Raw genomic sequence first — 16630 nt, 5'->3', positions numbered from 1 at the left:
GGGGCACCGACAGGAATCACTGGGCCGGTGGAGGGTGGTCTCGATACGCACGCTCACTCCGTTCGCGGGCTACTCGACCAACGGGATGGGCCGTCATCACCGCCCGACCGTTCGTCGCCGGACATCGACCGCCCGGCGCAGAGTCATCGGGCTTCGGCGTGTGACCCACGCCACCTCATTCTCTTGTGACCTGGCCCTCAATACTCTCCCAGTTCAGAGTGTCATCACAGTCCCCGTAGGAGGCAGACGTGTCCACCATCGAACAGCCACCCGGCGCGGTACCGCACCCGCCGACCGGCGAACAGTTCCTGGAGGTGCAGGCCAGTCCGCAGTTCCAGGATCTCCGCAGTCGCCTGCGCCGATTCGTCTTTCCGATGACGGCGTTCTTTCTGCTCTGGTACGCGCTCTACGTGCTGCTCGGAGCATTCGCCCACGACTTCATGGCGACCGAGGTCTGGGGCAACATCAACGTCGGACTGATCCTCGGCCTGCTGCAGTTCGTGACCACCTTCGTCATCACCGGGCTGTATGTGCGCTTCGCGAATCGCGACCTCGATCCCCGCGCCGAAGCGATCCGTGACGAGATGGAAGGGCCGGTCAACTCATGAGCACCTCACACACCCAGGTCGTGGCGGCCGCGGTCGGCAACCCGGCGGCCAGCATCTCGATCTTCCTCGCCTTCGTCGCGATCACCATGTACGTGGTGATCCGGGCGAGCAAGAACAACAAGTCGGCGGCCGACTTCTTCACCGGCGGACGAGGTTTCTCCGGACCCCAGAACGGTGTCGCCATCGCGGGCGACTATCTGTCCGCGGCGAGCTTCCTCGGCATCGCAGGAGCCATCGCCGTCTACGGCTACGACGGCTTCCTCTACTCGATCGGGTTCCTGGTGGCGTGGCTCGTCGCGCTGCTCCTGGTGGCCGAATTACTGCGCAACACCGGCAAGTTCACCATGGCCGACGTACTGAGCTTCCGACTCCGTCAACGCCCGGTGCGCCTGGCGGCCGCGATCTCGACCCTGGCGGTCTCGCTGTTCTACCTGCTCGCTCAGATGGCCGGCGCGGGCGGCCTGGTCGCGCTGCTCCTCGACATCGAAGGCCGCGTCGGACAGTCGATCGTGATCGCGGCTGTCGGTGCGCTGATGATCGTCTACGTCCTCGTCGGCGGCATGAAGGGCACCACCTGGGTGCAGATCATCAAGGCGGTCCTGCTGATCGCCGGTGCCGCGATCATGACGTTCATCGTGCTCGCCAAGTTCGGCATGAACCTGTCGAGCATCCTCGGCTCGGCGCAGGACGCTATCGCCGGATCGGCCGACGAGAAGATCGCCGCCCGTGACGTTCTCGCGCCCGGCGCGCAGTACGGCGGCTCCTTCGAGTCGCAGATCAACTTCGTGTCGCTGGCCATCGCCCTCGTGCTCGGCACCGCGGGACTGCCGCATGTGCTGATGCGCTTTTACACCGTGCCGACCGCGAAAGAGGCTCGGAAATCGGTGGTCTGGGCGATCGCACTGATCGGCGCGTTCTATCTGTTCACCCTGGTCCTGGGGTACGGCGCGGCGGCCCTGGTCGGTCCCGACAAGATCATGGCGGCGGCAGGCAAACAGAACTCGGCGGCTCCGCTGCTCGCGTTCGAACTCGGGGGCGTGGTACTCCTCGGGATCATCTCCGCGGTGGCGTTCGCGACCATCCTCGCCGTCGTCGCCGGGCTGGCCATCACCGCATCGGCCTCGTTCGCACACGACATCTACGGAAGTGTCATCAAGCGCGGCACGGCAAGTGAGGAAGATCAGGTCCGGGTGTCCCGCTACACCGTCGTCGTGCTCGGCATCATGGGCATCATCCTGGGCATCCTCGCCAACGGGCAGAACATCGCCTTCCTGGTGGCCCTTGCCTTCGCGATCGCCGCGGCGGCAAACCTGCCGACCATCCTGTACTCGTTGTACTGGAAGCGATTCAACACCCGCGGCGCACTGTGGAGCATCTACGGTGGCCTGATCTCGACGATCGTGCTGATCATCTTCTCCCCGGCCGTCTCCGGCTCGGAGACGGCGATGATCCCGGGCGCCGACTTCGCGTGGTTCCCGCTGGCCAATCCGGGCATCGTGTCGATCCCGATCGGCTTCATCCTCGGCATCGTCGGAACGTTCACATCGCCGTCCGACGTGGGCACACCGGAACGCAAGGCCGAGATGGAGGTGCGTTCACTCACCGGAGTCGGTGCCGAAAAGGCTGTTTCGCACTGACTCGCACGCTCGACCGACCCCAGAGGTTGCATTCTGGTCCGGATACCGGACCAGAATGCAACCTCTGTTCGTGTCAGTCCTGGATTCGCGCGAACGGCCGGGCCGCCTCGACCTCGAAGGCCAACTCCAGCAGCAGGCGTTCGCGGCCCATGTCGGCGCAGAAGTGGATGCCCACGGGAAGCCCATCGGAACTCCGACTCATCGGAAGACTGATGGCCGGGGTGCCGGTGGTGTTGTTGGCCGGCGTGAAGGCGACGTAGTGCACGAGCCGCTCGAAGATCTCGTCGAAATCGCCACCGGGATCGAGGTAGCCGATCCTCGGCGTGGTGTGCGACAAGGTCGGCGACACGAGGAGATCGAACCCGTCGAACGCGGTGCGAAACCTCGCGGTGGCACGTTTGAGTCCCACTATCGTCGACGGGGTTCGCCAGAACGCGCGCAGATACCGCCGCGACAGGCCGACGGTGAACGGATCGAGCGCGTCGGCGTCGAAGTCCTTGCCCACCAGGAGTCTTCCGAGACGGTGCATCGAGCATGCGAGCATCGACCAGTAGTCGGTGAACTGCCGGACGAATGTCTCGTCCAACGGGACGGGGGTCACCTCGACATCGTGCCCCAGCGAGGTGAGCAGGTCGACGGCCGACGAGAGCGCGGCCATCGTGTCGGTGTCAATCGGAGTTCCGGTCACGGTGTCGTTGATCAACCCGATCCGCAGCCGTCGCGTGCCCGGACCCTCCACGAGACCCACCGTCGGGAGCCCCGACGGCGGCCGAAACTTCTCGGCGTCGTCGATGAAATGCGCTGTGTCGCGGACGGTTCTGCTCAGGATGCCGTTGGAGATGATGTCCACCGGGAGGATCTGGCCGGTCGGCGACGGCGCCACCCGCCCGCGAGACGGCTTGAGCCCCACCAGCCCGCAGGCCGCGGCGGGAATCCGGATGGAACCGCCGCCGTCGTTGCCGTGGGCGACGGGCAGCGCACCGGCGGCCACCAGTGCGGCCGACCCGCCCGACGACGCGCCGGAGGAGTAGTCGGTGTCCCAGGGGTTGCGGGTGGGATCGCGGTCGACGAATTCCGTTGTCGCGGTGAGCCCGAAGGCCGGCAGCGTGGACGCCCCGACGATGTTGACGCCCGTCGAGAGGAACTGCTCGGTGAACGGTTCGTTGCCCTTGGCCGGCAGGTCGGGCATCGCAGCCGAACCATTACCCACCGGCAGACCCTCGAACAGGGTGTTGTTCTTGATGATCGACGGCACCCGAGCGAACGAACCGGCCGGGAAATCGTCTTCCGCGGCCCGCTTCCGGGCCCGATCCCGATCGTCGACGGCGATCGCGTTCAGCCGCGGGTTGACCGCGTCGATCCGGGCGAGGGCGGCATCGAGTGCTTCGGCGGCGGAGATCTCGCCCGATCGGATCGCGGCCGCAACCCCCACACCGTCGAGGTCGCCGAGCGCGTCGTCGCCGAATGCGTGGACGTTCTTCATGCGGGGAGCGTAGCCGCCGGCGATGTCGATCGGCCATGGCTTGGTGATGTCGGGGTGGGTGATCGGGGTGGGTGATCTCGATACGGCGCCTCGCTGCGCTCGGTGCCTACTCGATCAACAGGGGTGGCGGGGGTTGCAGCCTCAGTGCCTGCTGCCGGTCATGGCCATCACATCGGCGGCCAGATCCTCCGCGTAGGTGTCGTCGAGGGCCAGACCGAAGACGGCGTGGTGATAGAGCGGCGCGATGACGTGGTCGAGGATCTGGCGTACCGACGGCGTCGTCTCGCCACGTGCGACCGACCGCCCGACCATCTCCTCGGCCTGCTCGCGGCGGATCTCCCAGCAGGGACACTCCTCGACCACATCGTTGCGGGCGAACACCATGGCACGCAGATACGCCCGCCGCTTCGGGCGCCCGATGTCGGCGGCGATGATCTTCGACCACTCGGCGAGATCGACGTCGAGCACACCGGTGTCGGGTAACGGCTCGCCCTGGGTGAGTGCGGCGACGGCCACCTCACCGAGCAGCGTCTCGATCGACCCCCATCGCCGGTAGATGCTGGTGGGGTTCACCTCGGCGAGCTCCGCCACCTCGGGGATCGTCATGGTGTCACGCCGGCCTGCACCGACGAGCTGCCCGACCGCCGCGTATACCGCCGACTGCACCCGCGCGCTCCGACCACCCGGGCGCCTGGAACCGCCGGGATGGGCATTCGCCGCTGCACTGGAACCACTCATGTCTGTCATTATTGCAAATCGAGTTGCTTTAGTGGGTGGGTGTGGCTACTTTGAATCTAACGCAAATTTCTTTGCTTTAGGGAGATGAGATGACTCGACTGCACCCGCATCGCGCGTTCTGGGTGGTCACGGCCACTTTCGTGATGGTCCTGTTCTCCTCTGCCGCGCCATCACCGCTGTATCCCGTCTATCAGGAACTCTGGGGGTTCTCGGCGTTCACCCTGACCGCGGTCTTCGCGATCTATGTGGCCACGATGCTGGCAAGCCTGCTCACCGTGGGCTCGCTGTCCGACCACATCGGCCGACGACCAGTGCTCGCAGTGGCGCTCGCCCTGTTGATCGCGAGCATGATCTTGTTCGTCGCGGCCGACAACGTCGGCGTCCTGTTGGCCGCCCGCGCACTACAGGGCCTCGCGACCGGCGCCGCGATGGGGACACTGACCGCGACCGTCGTCGATCTGCAGCCGACACCCCGACTCGGGTCGGCGATCACCGGGGCCGCACCGACCATCGGACTCGCCGGCGGCGTCGCGGTCGCCGGTCTCCTCGTCGAGTACGCGCCTGCCCCGCGATTCCTGATCTACGAGGTGATCCTCGGGTTGTTCGCGGCATTGCTCATCGCTCTGCTCATCGTGCCCGAGACCTCCGAGCGAATCGGCTTCACCTCCCGGCGACACCTCGTCGCCACGCTCGCTCCGAGAGTGCATCTGCCCGCCCCGGTCCGCCGGGTGTTCTTCGCCGCGGTGCCCGCGCTGGTCGCTACCTGGTCGCTCGGCGGGCTCTACCTGTCGCTCGGCTCGTCGGTCGTGGCACGCGTCTTCGGCGTCGAGAATCACGCCGAAGCCGGAGTGCTGCTCTTCGTCTTCTTCGCCTCCGCGGCTCTCACCTCGCTGACGATCACCGGACGCGAGGCGGGCACCAAGCTGGCTTTCGGCTATCCCGCCCTGGCCGGCGGTGCGGTCATCTCACTGTCGGGCGTGCTCATGGAGGCCCTACCGCTCTACATCGTCGGCTCGATCGTGGCGGGCGCAGGTTTCGCCGCGACCTTCCTCGGCGCGCTGGACAGCATCATCGCGGCGACGCCCGCTCAGCAACGCGGACAGGTCTTCTCGTCGGTATTCGTGGCGAGCTACCTCGCCTTCAGCCTGCCCGCGGTGGTGGCCGGACTCGTGGTCTCCCACATCGGCCTGCAGGAGACCGTCGTCGGCTACGTGGCCTACGTGCTGTTGCTGGCGGTGGTCGGTGCACTCGTGACCGCCGGTATCCGCCGCCGGTCGGCGAGGAGCGGCGACTCGGCGACGAGCGTCGCGGCGGAGTCCGACCGCACCATCTCCGACCGCACGATCTCAGTGGGGCGCTGACACGCTCGCCCGCGTCGCCCACATCGAGGCGTCACGTCGGTGAGCTGTCCACCCGAGCGCCGACGATCCGAGCAGCCATCTCCGCCTGGAACTCACCGATCTGTTCCGGCGTCATCGCGCCGGACTCCCGATACCAGCGCGCGACATCGACTCCCATCGACAGCAGCAGCGTCGTGGTCGCTTGCGGGTCGTCGACGTCAAAGGCTCCGCAGGCGATGCCCGCGTCGACGATCGCGCCGACACGTCGCGCGACCTCCTTGCGCATCACCGCGATGGCGTCACGATGCTCCGCCGAGAGCGAGTCCAACTCGTAGTTGACGACCCTGGACCACACATGATCACGGGCGTGGTGAGCTGCCAGCGCGCCGATCACGGCCCGCAGCCGCGCGGCAGGCGGGTGCGCGGGATCGTCGGCGGCATCGATCAACTCCAGGAACGAGCGGTGCCCGGCGTCGGAGAGCTCGTAGAGCACCTCTTCCTTGGACCGGAAGTGCACGTACACCGCCGCCGGACTCATCTGCGCCCCGGTCGCGATGTCGCGGGTGGTCGTCGCGTCGAATCCCTGTGCCGCGAACGCCTCCACCGCGGCTCGCAGCAACCGTGAGCGCGCACTGACGGCACGGGGCGGCGGTTCCACGACTGACATGTCGCCGGCCTCCGTTTCGATGATCCGCTGACATTGACATGGGCCGCTGGTCGCGGCATAGTGCACAGTATCACTAAGCAAGCGCTTAGTCAGCAGACGCGTACGAGCATCACCACCGCGTTTTCACGTCTGCATCCCACGCCCGCCGACCAGGAGTAAGACAGAACTCATGCAGCTGAAATTCAGTCCCGAAGAAGAGGCGTTCCGCGATGAGTTGCGGGCGATCTTCGCGAAAGTCCCCGAAGACCTCCGGCGTCGGTCAGAGGCGGGCAAGCTGAATTACCCGGACGACCTCGTCACCACCACCCGCATCCTGAACGAGCACGGCGTCGCGACGCCGGGTTGGCCGGTCGAGTCGGGTGGCCGCGACTGGACCCCCATCCAGAGCCACATCTACCGCGAGGAGATGAGCCTGATGCACGTCCCGGACATGCTGCCGTTCAACGTCGGCATGATCGGTCCGGTCATCGCGCAGTTCGGTTCGCCGGAGATGAAGGAACGCTTCCTGGCCAAGACCGCCAACCTCGACATCTGGTGGTGCCAGGGCTTCTCCGAGCCCGAGGCCGGTTCGGACCTCGCATCACTCAAGACCCGCGCGGTCCGCGACGGTGACCACTACATCGTCAACGGCCAGAAGACGTGGACCACGCTCGGCCAGTTCGCCGATTGGATCTTCTGCCTCGTGCGCACCGATCCGGACGTCAAGAAGCAGGCCGGCATCAGCATGCTGCTGTTCCCGATGGACACCCCCGGCGTGGAACTGCGCCCGATCCAGCTGATCGACGGCGGTTTCGAGGTCAACGAGGTCTTCTTCAACGACGTCCGCGTGCCGGTCGAGAACCTCGTCGGCAAGGAGAACGAGGGCTGGACCCAGGCCAAGTTCCTGCTCGGCAACGAGCGCAGCGGCATCGCCCGCATCGGCTACACCAAGACCAAGCTCGCCAAGGCGAAAGAACTCGCGCGCCAGATCACGACCGCGTCCGGCGGCACTCTCTTGGAGGATCCGCTGCTCGCAACCCGCCTGGCCGAGCTGGAGAACGACCTCCTCGCCCTCGAGGTGACCCAGCTGCGCGTGGCCGCGTCGTCGGCGGACGGGAAGCCGAACCCGGCGTCGTCGCTGCTGAAGCTTCGTGGCAGCCAGTTGCAGCAGGAGGCCATGGAGCTGCTCGCCGACATCGCCGGCCCCGACTCACTGCCGGTTGCCGGCCTGGATGCGTCCGCCGCCAATGGCACCGCCGACATCGCGTCACCGGAGTGGGCGCAGCTGTCCGTACCGACCTACCTCAACTATCGCAAGGTCAGTATCTACGGCGGATCGTCGGAAGTTCAGCGTCAGATCATCGACAAGGCCGTGCTGGGCCTGTAAAAGGCCACCGCACAGAACCTTTCACTACACACGAGAACCTGGGAACCTTTCATGGATTTCGCACTATCCGACGAACAAACGATGCTGCGCGACACCGTTCGCGAGGTGTTGACCCGCAAGTACGACATCGAGACGGTCCGCGCGGTCACCGACACCGAACTCGGCTGGGACAAGGGTGTCTGGAAGTCGTTGGCCGACATCGGCATCCTCGGCCTCACCTTTCCCGAGGACGACGGCGGCATGGGCGCAGGCCCGGTGGAGTTCACGAGCGTCATGACGGAGCTCGGTCGCGCGCTGGCACCCGAGCCGTACCTCGACGCCGTACTCGTCCCGGGGTCGCTCGTCGCCGCGACCGCCGATGCCGACACTCGCGCCGAAATCCTCGGCGGGCTGGCGTCGGGTGAGCTGCTGATGGCCTTCGCACACCTCGAGCCCGGCGACCGCTGGCCGGGCGCGAAGGTCGCCACCACCGCCGACGGCGGCAAACTCAATGGCACCAAAACCCTGGTCGGACATGGTGATTGCGCGGACAAGCTGGTCGTGTCGGCACGCACCGACGACGGTGTCGGCCTGTTCCTCGTCGACGCGGACGCCGAGGGCGTCTCGCGGACTCCCTACCGCACCCACGACCGGCGTCGAGGCGCACAGGTCGAGTTCACCGACGCCGCAGCGGTTCGCCTGGGCAGCGGCGACGCGACCCAGGTCATCGCGGACGCCGAGGTCGGCATCCAGACTGCGTTGTGCGCCGAGGCCGTTGGCGCCATGGAGCGCGCTCTCGACCTCACCGTCGAATATCTGAAGACCCGCAAGCAGTTCGGTGTCACGCTGTCCCAGTTCCAGACACTGACCCAGCGCGCCGCGGACATGTACGCCCAGCTGGAGTTGGCACGCAGCATGAGCCTGTATGCGACGACCGCATTGTCCGACGGCATCTGCGACCCCGCCATCGCGTCGCGGGCGAAGCTGCAGATCTGCCGCTCGGGCCGGGTCATCGGACAGGAGGCGGTGCAGATGCACGGCGGTATCGGTATGACCGCCGAGTACCCGGTCGGCCACTACCTGAGCCGACTGACCGCGATCTCGCACACCCTCGGCGACGCCGCCGATCACGTGTCGGTGCTGGCACGCTCGGTCGGCGACCACGAGATGGTGATGATCGGCTGAGTCGGTTCGAACTGACCGCACAGGCCCCTGCCGAGGTTTCGGGAATCATCCCGAAACGGGCGGGGGCCCTGTCGTTTCCGGGCAGTCTCGTCACTCCTCGCCGCGGCGCTGCCCCCAGGCCTCGGCGAGGAGCTGGTGCGACCGTTTACGGTCCTCGAAATCGTGTGTGACGCTGGTGATCACCAGCTCGTCGGCGCCGGTCGCTCGCGCCAGGGTCTCGAGGCCACCGACGACCGTCTCCGGCGCGCCGACGAACTGGGTACGGGTCCGATCCGCGACGACGCGGAGCTGCTGATCGGTCAGCGGTGGCGCCGTCGCGGGATCGGGGTAGTCCGTCGCCCCGTGACCGCTGCGGATGTCGTACACCCAGTGACCGTAGGTCGAGGCCAGATGCGTCGCGGTCTCGTCGTCGTCGGCGACCACCACATCCGCCGACACGACGACATAGGGTTCGGTGAGCCGTGCCGATGGCCGGAACGCGGCACGGTAGGCCTCCACGGCCTCCAGCACACTGGCCGGACTGACGTGATAGTTGGCCACGAACGGCAATCCGGACGCGCCCGCGACCGCCGCGCTCTGCCCCTTGCTGCTGCCGAAGATCCAGACCTGGAGGTCGGCATTCTCGCCCGGGACGGCACGGACCTCGAGGTCGTCGATGCGAAAGCGCCCGCCCAGCAACGCGAGCACGTCGTCGACGGCGTCGGCGAAATCCGGCTGCCGCGCACCCTCGAACGCAAGCGCGCTGCTCATCGTCGCCAGCCGCGGCGACGACAGGAGTTGCTCGATCGGAAACGGTTCCGGGATCAGGAGTCCGTCGACCCATCGTTCCGGCTGTGGTTCGGTGACGCGTCGGCCGGCGGCGACGGCCGAGAGGGCCTCGGTGCGCCGCTGCCCCGATCGCCCCAGACCGAGGTCGAGCCGCCCCGGGTGGAGTGCATCGATCGTGCCGAACGCCTCCACCACCGACGCCGCGGTGTGGTGACCGATCTGGACTGCGGCACTTCCGACCCGGATGTGATCGGTCGCTGCCGCGACCAGCGCGATGAGGCTCGTCGTGGATGAGCTGGCCACGGAGACGAAATGGTGTTCGGCCAACCAGTACCGCCGGTAGCCCAGCTCTTCGACATGACGGGCGAGTTCGATGCTGCGCCGGATCGCGTCGGCGGCGCAACTGCCCTCGGTGATCGGCGCGAGGTCGAGGACCGACAGCGGAACGCGCGAGGCACGCCCGGTCACCAGGCCTCCCCGTGCGCCGGGATGACAGCACCGCACGAGCAGTCCGGTCCGGCACACAGCGCGGTGGCATGCGCGGCCTCGGGTGCGAGGCCTGAGACAGCTCGGAGCAGATAGTTGTGCTGGGTGTCCAGCACCCGGGTCAGCCACGACATGGCCACACTCCTGGGTTCGTCGGCGTGAGATGGGTTCGTCGGCGTGAGATCGATGGCGATCACCCAGTAAGCCGCACCACGAGAGTCTTGGCGAGACTTGCACTCACACTGATCGAGACCCTCCGGATCCGGTTGTCCGGGCGCCGCCGCGACGTTGTCCTCGATGACCGCGCCACGTACCACCGATACGGGAAGTGCCCTCATGACCACTCTCGGAACACATCTGGCCATCGCCCTCGCCGGTGCCGGTTGGCATCCGCTCGCCTGGAGAGAACCGGACGCACGCCCTGATGACCTGCTCACGGCGGGCTATTGGACCGACCTCGTCGGCGAAGCGGATCGGGCCGGGGCCGACCTGGTGACGATCGCCGACAGCTTTCGCCTGCGACCGCCGACGACCGACGACCTCGACCGGCCGGTCTCCGAACTCGCCGCCGGACGACTCGATTCCGTGCTGGTGGCCGCACGCGTCGCACCGACCACGTCGCGCGTCGGCCTGGTACCGACCGTGGTCGCGACACACACCGAGCCGTTCCACGCCGCAAAGGCCATCGCCACCCTCGACTACGTCGGTCGGGCACGTGCGGGTGTCATCGTCGATGTGGCCGACACCGACCCGGACGCGCGGCTGTTCGGCAGGCGGACGCTGCCGGCCGAGACCGCCGAACGACAACGCGAATTGTTCTCCGAGTCAACTGAATACGTCGAGGTTCTGCGACGCCTGTGGGACTCCTGGGAAGATGGCGCCGAGATCCGGGACATGTCCACCGGACGGTTCATCGACCGGACGAAGCTGCATTACATCGACTTCGAGGGACGCTTCTTCTCGGTCCGGGGACCGTCGATCACCCCGCGGCCGCCGCAGGGGCAACCCGTCATCGCCGCAACGACCGCATCGGGCGCGGCCGCCGTCGACTTCGTGGGCGCGTCGGCCGACATCGGGTTCGTCGCGGCCCACGATCGGCCGGCCGCGACCCGTGCCGTGGCCGCCGTACGGGACGCGCAGGTGCGCTCCGGGCGCGAGGACGAGCGGGTGCACGTGTTCGCCGACCTGCTCGTCCACCTCGACGATCGCGAGCGGACCGCCGAGGTTCGCCGCGATCGGCTCGACGACGCGCTGGGCACGCCGTACACCGGTGGGGTGCCGGTCTTCTCGGGGACCACTGCCGACCTCGCCGACCACATCGCCGATCTCACCGGCTCCGGGATCACCGGCGTCCGCCTCCGGCCGGCGACGGTTCCGCACGACCTGCTGCAGATCACCACACACCTCGTGCCGGAACTCCGGCGACGCGGACTGATCCACGACGCCGACGCACCGAGTCTGCGCGAGCGGCTCGGTCTCACGCGCCCGGCCAACCGGTTCACCCTGGCCACAGCGACCACGACAGGAGCGGGACGTCGATGACGAAACAGGTCCACCTCGCCGCGCACTTCCCCGGCGTCAACAACACCACGGTGTGGAGCGATCCGAACTCCGGTAGCCACATCGAGTTCGATTCGTTCACGCGCTTCGCCCAGACCGCCGAGCGCGGGCTTTTCGATTTCCTCTTCCTCGCCGAAGGGTTGCGTCTACGCGAACAGCACGGGGAGATCTACGATCTCGACGTCGTCGGGCGGCCGGACACCTTCACCGTCCTCGCCGCACTGGCGGCCGTCACCGAGAACCTCGGTCTGGCAGGCACCATCAACTCCACGTTCAACGAACCGTTGGAGGTGGCACGGCAATTCGCGACACTCGATCACCTCTCGGACGGTCGCGCCGCGTGGAACGTGGTGACGTCGTGGGACGAGTTCACCGGTCAGAACTTCCGTCGGGGTGGATTCCTCCCCCAGGACCAGCGCTACCGGCGAGCCCGCCAATTCCTCGAGACCGCCATCGAATTGTGGGACTCGTGGCTCGACGACGACGTGCCGGCCGACAAGGCGACCGGCCGGTTCCTGCGTCGCGACGACGCAGGCGCGTTCGACCACGTCGACGATCAGTTTTCGATCTCCGGGCACTTCGCGGTGCCCCGGAGCCCGCAGGGACGCCCGGTGATCTTCCAGGCAGGCGACTCCGAGGAGGGCCGCGAGTTCGCGGCGGCCCGCGCCGACGCCATCTTCTCGCGCCACTCCACCCGCGATGCCGGTCGCGCGTTCTACGCCGACGTCAAAGGACGCCTCCCATCTCACGGCCGTCGTCGGGACGAGTTGCTGATCCTCCCGGCCGCCACCTTTGTCCTCGGCGACACCGACGCCGAGGCTGCGGACCTCGCCCATGAGGTCCGCCTCGCACAGGTGAGCGGGCAGACCGCGATCAAGTTCCTCGAACAGCTGTGGAACCGCGACCTGTCGGCCCACGATCCGGACGGGCCGCTTCCCGAGGTCGACCCGATTCCCGGCGAGAACACCGTCGCCAAGGGCAGGGCCAGCGTCCGCATCCACCGCGACCCCCGCGACGTGGCCGCTCAGTGGCGACAACGCGCCGCCGCCGAGAATCTGACGACCCGCGAGCTCATCATCGAGGTCACCGGCAGGCAGTCGTTCGTCGGATCGGCGGAGACCGTCGCGCGCGAGATCGATGATCTGGTCCAGTCAGACGCGAGTGACGGTTTCATCCTGGTGCCGCACATCACCCCGGGTGGCCTCGACCGCTTCGTCGACGAGGTGGTGCCGTATCTCCAGGAGTTCGGCGTCTACCGCACCGAGTACGAAGGTCGCACCCTGCGGGAGAATCTGGGGCTCGGCGCGCGCCGTCGGTCAAACACCCCGGTCGGACTCGGCTGATCGCTACTGTTCTCCTACAGCACACGACACCTGGCGGCAGGTGATCAGGGACGGGAGCGACGATGGACCTACTGCGCGACAACCTCGGAGCTGCCGCCGCATACAGCATCGTCGGAGTCGCCGTCCTCGTCCTCGGGTTCGCGGCTCTCGATCTCGTCACACCCGGCCGATTGCGCAACCTCATCTGGCTCGACCACAACCGGAACGCAGTGATGCTGGCGACCGCGCAGGTGATCGGGTTGTCCATAGTGATGGTCGCGGGGGTCCGCGACTCGGTGACGCTCGAACTGTGGCGCGGCGTCCTGTACACGGTCGCGTACACGGTGCTGGCCATCGCGGTGATGATGTGGTCGTTCGTGCTGATCGACTGGCTGACGCCGGGCAAACTGGGCACCCTGCTGCTCGACGACGACGAGCATCCGGCCGGCTGGATCTGCGGTGCCGTGTTCGTCGGGGTCGGCGCAGTGATCGGCGCGGCGCTGAGTTTCTGACGGGCTGATGCCGGGCGCGACGAGACTGCGCGTCCCCCGGTTTCCCCACCCCGCCGATCGTGCCCACATCCTCGTCGAGCGTGCACAGATCTTCGTCGAGCGTGCACAGATCATCGTCGAGCGTGCGCTGGAGCGCCCGATCGGCGGGAAACTGCGCACAGTCGGCGGGGTTGTGTGCCCGATCGACGAGCGTTGCCGGCTATTGACGGTTGCTCAATAAGCTCTTAGGGTCATCGCTGACTGGTCGACGACACGAGGGGAACACCATGGCCGCGCCGCTGATCGAGGAATCCATCGACATCAACGCCTCCGCAGAGGACGTCTGGGCGGTGATCTCCGACCTCAAGCGCATGGGCGAGTGGAGCCCGCAGTGCAAGAAGATGATCATCCGGGGCGGAACGATCGGATTGGGCACGAGGTCGCTGAACATCAATCGTCGTGGCCCGCTGGTGTGGCCGACGACGGCGAAGGTGGTCCGCTTCTCCCCCGCCAAGGAACTGGCGTTCCGCGTGGCCGAGAACCGCACGGTGTGGAGCTACACCATCGAGCCCTCCGGTGCGGGCGTTCGCCTGACCGAGAAGCGTGAGGTCGGCAACGGCACCACCAAGGTGTCGTCGTTCCTGGTCGACAAGATGATGGGCGGGACCACCAACTTCGAGGCAGAGCTCAAGCTGGGCATGGCCGAGACCCTCGAGAAGATCAAGCGGACCGCGGAGTCGTCGGCGGCACGGGCTGCCTGACGCGGGGGGCTCGATACGCCGGCTCGCTACGCTCGTGCGGCTACTCGACCGACAGAGTTAGCGCGGCTAGTCGACCGGCAGGAAACTACCGGTCGGAGAGCTTCTGCATCAGGGCGGGCAGATCCGCGATCGAGTCCACGATGTGATCCGGAACCGGGCCGAATTCGTCGCGTTGCAAAGCCCGTAGCGCGTCGTCGCGGAATTTCCCCGTGCGCACGAGCACCCCGATGAGAGCGGCGGCCTGGGCACCGAGCACATCGTTGTGCATGTCGTCGCCCACCATCACGACCTGCGTGGGCTCGAGTTGCATCAGCTCGACCGCGGCACGGAACCCGAGCGGCGACGGCTTGCCGATCGCCTTGATCTTCCGTCCGGCCGCCTTCTCCAGGCCCTCGAGATAGACGCCGGTGTCGATGCTGAGGCCGTCCGCGGTTGACCAGGTCATCGACCGGTGCATCGCGACCACCGGCACCCCGGCGACCATCAGCTCGAGGACCTGCGACAGGGCGCGGTGATCGAACACCGGACCCGCGCCGCCGAGGACCACCACCTGCGCCCGGCCCGGTTCGTCGATCAGCTCGACCCCGGTCATGTCCTCGGCGATGGGGCCCTCGTTGAGCACCCACGCTCGCTTGCCCGGGTGATTCGCGGTGAGATATTCAGCGGTCAGTTTGGCCGCGGTGAGGATCTCGTCGGCGGCGACGTCGAAACCGCAGTCGTTGAGCGCCTGGGCGATCTCGCCGCGGGAGCGCGAGGTGGTGTTGGTCAGGAACATCCGCGGATAGCCCTGCTCAGCCAGTTCGGCAGCCGCCTCCACCGCTCCCGGCAGCGCTTTCCACGAGGTGACCAACACCCCGTCGATGTCCAGCAGCAACCCGAGAGTCATGCTCAAAAATCTAGACCCGTCAGCGGCACCCTGCACGGTCGACGGGCCCGGATGGCATGCTGGGCGGATGCGATCGGTGTCGGATCACCAGGCCATTGTCGCCGCGTTGTTCGGTCTCCCCGATCCCGCGACTGCGCGTGTCGTCGATGCCCTCGGGTGCGTGACGGCGGCCGAGGTCGTCGCACCGATGGGACTGCCCGGATTCGACAACTCGGCGATGGACGGGTATGCCGTGATCGCCGATGAGATCTCTTCGGCCACAGACGAATCCCCGGTCCGACTGCCGGTGGAACAGGATATCCCGGCGGGACGTACCGACCGGCTGACGTTGGTCCCGGGGACCGCTCATCGGATCATGACCGGCGCGCCGATGCCGGTGGGTGCCGATGCCGTGGTCCCGGTGGAGGCCACCGACGGCGCGGTCGACCGGGTCGCGATCCGGGCGTCGGTGCCGCCGGGAAGACACATCCGCCGGGCCGGCTCCGACATCGAGGCCGGCGAGGCGGCGATACCCGCGGGCATCCGCCTCGGTCCTCCGCAGATCGGCCTGCTCGCCGCGCTCGGCATCACCGAGGTGTCGGTGCGACCACGGTTGCGGGTCGTCGTGCTGTCGACCGGCTCCGAACTGGTGACGCCCGGCGAACCGCTGCGATACGGACAGATCTACGAGTCCAACGGTCCGATGCTGACGGCGTCGGCACGCGAGGCGGGCGCCGACGCCACCCACCTGCACTATGTCACCGACGACGTGGATGCCTTCCGCGCACGACTCGACGAGATCAGCGATGACGCCGACGTCATCATCACCTCGGGTGGGGTGAGTGCCGGCGCCTTCGAGGTGGTGAAAGATGCCCTGACCGGCACCGGCGTCGAGTTCACCAAGGTCGCGATGCAGCCCGGGATGCCACAGGGATGCGGTCATTACTCCGCTCCCGGCGGTCGTCGGGTTCCGATCGTCACGCTGCCGGGCAATCCGGTGAGTTCACTCGTGTCGTTCGAGGTGTTCATCCGCCCACCGCTGCGCGCGGCGATGGGATTGCCGTCGCAGCGCCCGCGGGTCACCGCGCACCTCACCACCGACATCCGCTCCCCCGGAGGAAAACGGCAGTTCCTGCGCGGGGTCCTCGGCAACGGCGACGACGGCACTCCCGTCGTGGACCCGATCGGCCCACCGGCTTCGCATCACCTGCGCTACCTGGCCAGGGCAGACGCATTGATCGACGTCCCCGCCGAGACCGAGTCGGTGGCCGCTGGATCCGCGGTCGACGTCATCGTCCTGTGAGACGTCGTCGGCGCCGAGACATCGCCGTGCAGTGACGGAAGTCGCCGAAGCGCGACGAGACCGGAAGCGCC

The 16630-nt window shown here is 67.3% G+C and carries 16 protein-coding genes; 10 read left to right on the top strand and 6 right to left on the bottom strand.

What is annotated here, in order from left to right; translation table 11 throughout:
- Nucleotides 1-248 precede the first annotated feature (248 nt).
- Together OVA31_RS13950 and OVA31_RS13945 are read left to right on the top strand one after the other, a co-directional pair.
- A complete protein-coding gene (locus OVA31_RS13950) occupies nucleotides 249-608 on the top strand; it encodes a DUF485 domain-containing protein (RefSeq protein WP_267627234.1) in 360 nt (119 codons plus the stop codon).
- Nucleotides 605-2245, top strand: coding sequence for a cation acetate symporter (locus OVA31_RS13945; protein ID WP_267627233.1), 1641 nt, complete (start codon nucleotides 605-607; stop codon nucleotides 2243-2245). The genes OVA31_RS13950 and OVA31_RS13945 overlap by 4 nt, the downstream gene beginning before the upstream one ends.
- 73 nt (nucleotides 2246-2318) lie before the next feature.
- Here OVA31_RS13945 and OVA31_RS13940 read toward each other — a convergent pair whose 3' ends face one another.
- Together OVA31_RS13940 and OVA31_RS13935 are read right to left on the bottom strand one after the other, a co-directional pair.
- Nucleotides 2319-3728 carry an amidase gene (locus OVA31_RS13940; protein ID WP_267627232.1) on the bottom strand — a complete coding sequence of 470 codons (1410 nt, stop codon included), beginning with the start codon at nucleotides 3726-3728 and terminating at the stop codon, nucleotides 2319-2321.
- A gap of 141 nt (nucleotides 3729-3869) precedes the next feature.
- Complete coding sequence (locus OVA31_RS13935; RefSeq protein WP_267627231.1) at nucleotides 3870-4466, bottom strand: TetR-like C-terminal domain-containing protein; 597 nt, start codon at nucleotides 4464-4466, stop codon at nucleotides 3870-3872.
- 89 nt (nucleotides 4467-4555) lie between these two features.
- On the opposite strand from OVA31_RS13935, the gene OVA31_RS13930 reads away from it, so the two are divergent.
- Nucleotides 4556-5827 (top strand): MFS transporter, encoded by a 1272-nt coding sequence (locus OVA31_RS13930; RefSeq protein ID WP_267627230.1) that lies wholly within the window; start codon nucleotides 4556-4558, stop codon nucleotides 5825-5827.
- Nucleotides 5828-5858: 31 nt separating this feature from the next.
- On the opposite strand, the gene OVA31_RS13925 is transcribed toward OVA31_RS13930, so the two are convergent.
- A complete protein-coding gene (locus tag OVA31_RS13925; protein ID WP_267627229.1) occupies nucleotides 5859-6473 on the bottom strand; it encodes a TetR/AcrR family transcriptional regulator in 615 nt (204 codons plus the stop codon).
- 169 nt (nucleotides 6474-6642) lie between these two features.
- Between OVA31_RS13925 and OVA31_RS13920 the strand changes: the two genes are divergently transcribed.
- On the top strand, nucleotides 6643-7839 hold the full coding sequence (locus tag OVA31_RS13920) for an acyl-CoA dehydrogenase family protein (RefSeq protein ID WP_267627228.1): 1197 nt from the start codon (nucleotides 6643-6645) through the stop codon (nucleotides 7837-7839).
- A 51-nt stretch (nucleotides 7840-7890) separates the two neighbouring features.
- Nucleotides 7891-9003 carry an acyl-CoA dehydrogenase family protein gene (locus OVA31_RS13915; RefSeq protein WP_267627227.1) on the top strand — a complete coding sequence of 371 codons (1113 nt, stop codon included), beginning with the start codon at nucleotides 7891-7893 and terminating at the stop codon, nucleotides 9001-9003.
- A 90-nt stretch (nucleotides 9004-9093) separates the two neighbouring features.
- On the opposite strand, the gene OVA31_RS13910 is transcribed toward OVA31_RS13915, so the two are convergent.
- Both OVA31_RS13910 and OVA31_RS13905 read right to left on the bottom strand, forming a co-directional pair.
- A complete protein-coding gene (locus tag OVA31_RS13910; protein WP_420714038.1) occupies nucleotides 9094-10239 on the bottom strand; it encodes an LLM class flavin-dependent oxidoreductase in 1146 nt (381 codons plus the stop codon).
- Nucleotides 10236-10391, bottom strand: a complete 156-nt coding sequence (locus OVA31_RS13905; RefSeq protein ID WP_267627226.1) for a hypothetical protein — start codon at nucleotides 10389-10391, stop codon at nucleotides 10236-10238. Before OVA31_RS13905 ends, OVA31_RS13910 begins: the two co-directional genes overlap by 4 nt.
- A gap of 163 nt (nucleotides 10392-10554) precedes the next feature.
- Here OVA31_RS13905 and OVA31_RS13900 point away from each other — a divergent pair, with 163 nt between their 5' ends.
- The 4 genes from OVA31_RS13900 (at nucleotide 10555) to OVA31_RS13885 (ending at nucleotide 14391) form a co-directional block, all read left to right on the top strand.
- Nucleotides 10555-11799, top strand: a complete 1245-nt coding sequence (locus tag OVA31_RS13900) for an LLM class flavin-dependent oxidoreductase (protein WP_267627225.1) — start codon at nucleotides 10555-10557, stop codon at nucleotides 11797-11799.
- Nucleotides 11796-13160 (top strand): NtaA/DmoA family FMN-dependent monooxygenase, encoded by a 1365-nt coding sequence (locus tag OVA31_RS13895; protein WP_267627224.1) that lies wholly within the window; start codon nucleotides 11796-11798, stop codon nucleotides 13158-13160. Before OVA31_RS13900 ends, OVA31_RS13895 begins: the two co-directional genes overlap by 4 nt.
- Before the next feature lie 62 nt (nucleotides 13161-13222).
- Entirely contained in the window at nucleotides 13223-13651 is a 429-nt protein-coding gene (locus OVA31_RS13890) for a DUF350 domain-containing protein (RefSeq protein WP_267627223.1), read from the top strand.
- Nucleotides 13652-13917: 266 nt separating this feature from the next.
- On the top strand, nucleotides 13918-14391 hold the full coding sequence (locus OVA31_RS13885; protein WP_267627222.1) for an SRPBCC family protein: 474 nt from the start codon (nucleotides 13918-13920) through the stop codon (nucleotides 14389-14391).
- Nucleotides 14392-14476: 85 nt separating this feature from the next.
- Here OVA31_RS13885 and OVA31_RS13880 read toward each other — a convergent pair whose 3' ends face one another.
- A complete protein-coding gene (locus OVA31_RS13880) occupies nucleotides 14477-15277 on the bottom strand; it encodes an HAD-IIA family hydrolase (RefSeq protein WP_267627221.1) in 801 nt (266 codons plus the stop codon).
- Between the two features lie 67 nt (nucleotides 15278-15344).
- On the opposite strand from OVA31_RS13880, the gene glp reads away from it, so the two are divergent.
- On the top strand, nucleotides 15345-16559 hold the full coding sequence (glp, locus tag OVA31_RS13875) for a gephyrin-like molybdotransferase Glp (RefSeq protein WP_267627220.1): 1215 nt from the start codon (nucleotides 15345-15347) through the stop codon (nucleotides 16557-16559).
- The last annotated feature ends 71 nt before the right edge of the window (nucleotides 16560-16630 follow it).

The organism is Gordonia sp. SL306 (genome assembly GCF_026625785.1).
In the GTDB taxonomy this organism is placed as follows: domain Bacteria; phylum Actinomycetota; class Actinomycetes; order Mycobacteriales; family Mycobacteriaceae; genus Gordonia.
The sequence above is the reverse complement of the archived record's forward strand: the minus strand, read 5'-3'. Positions and strand labels throughout refer to the sequence as shown.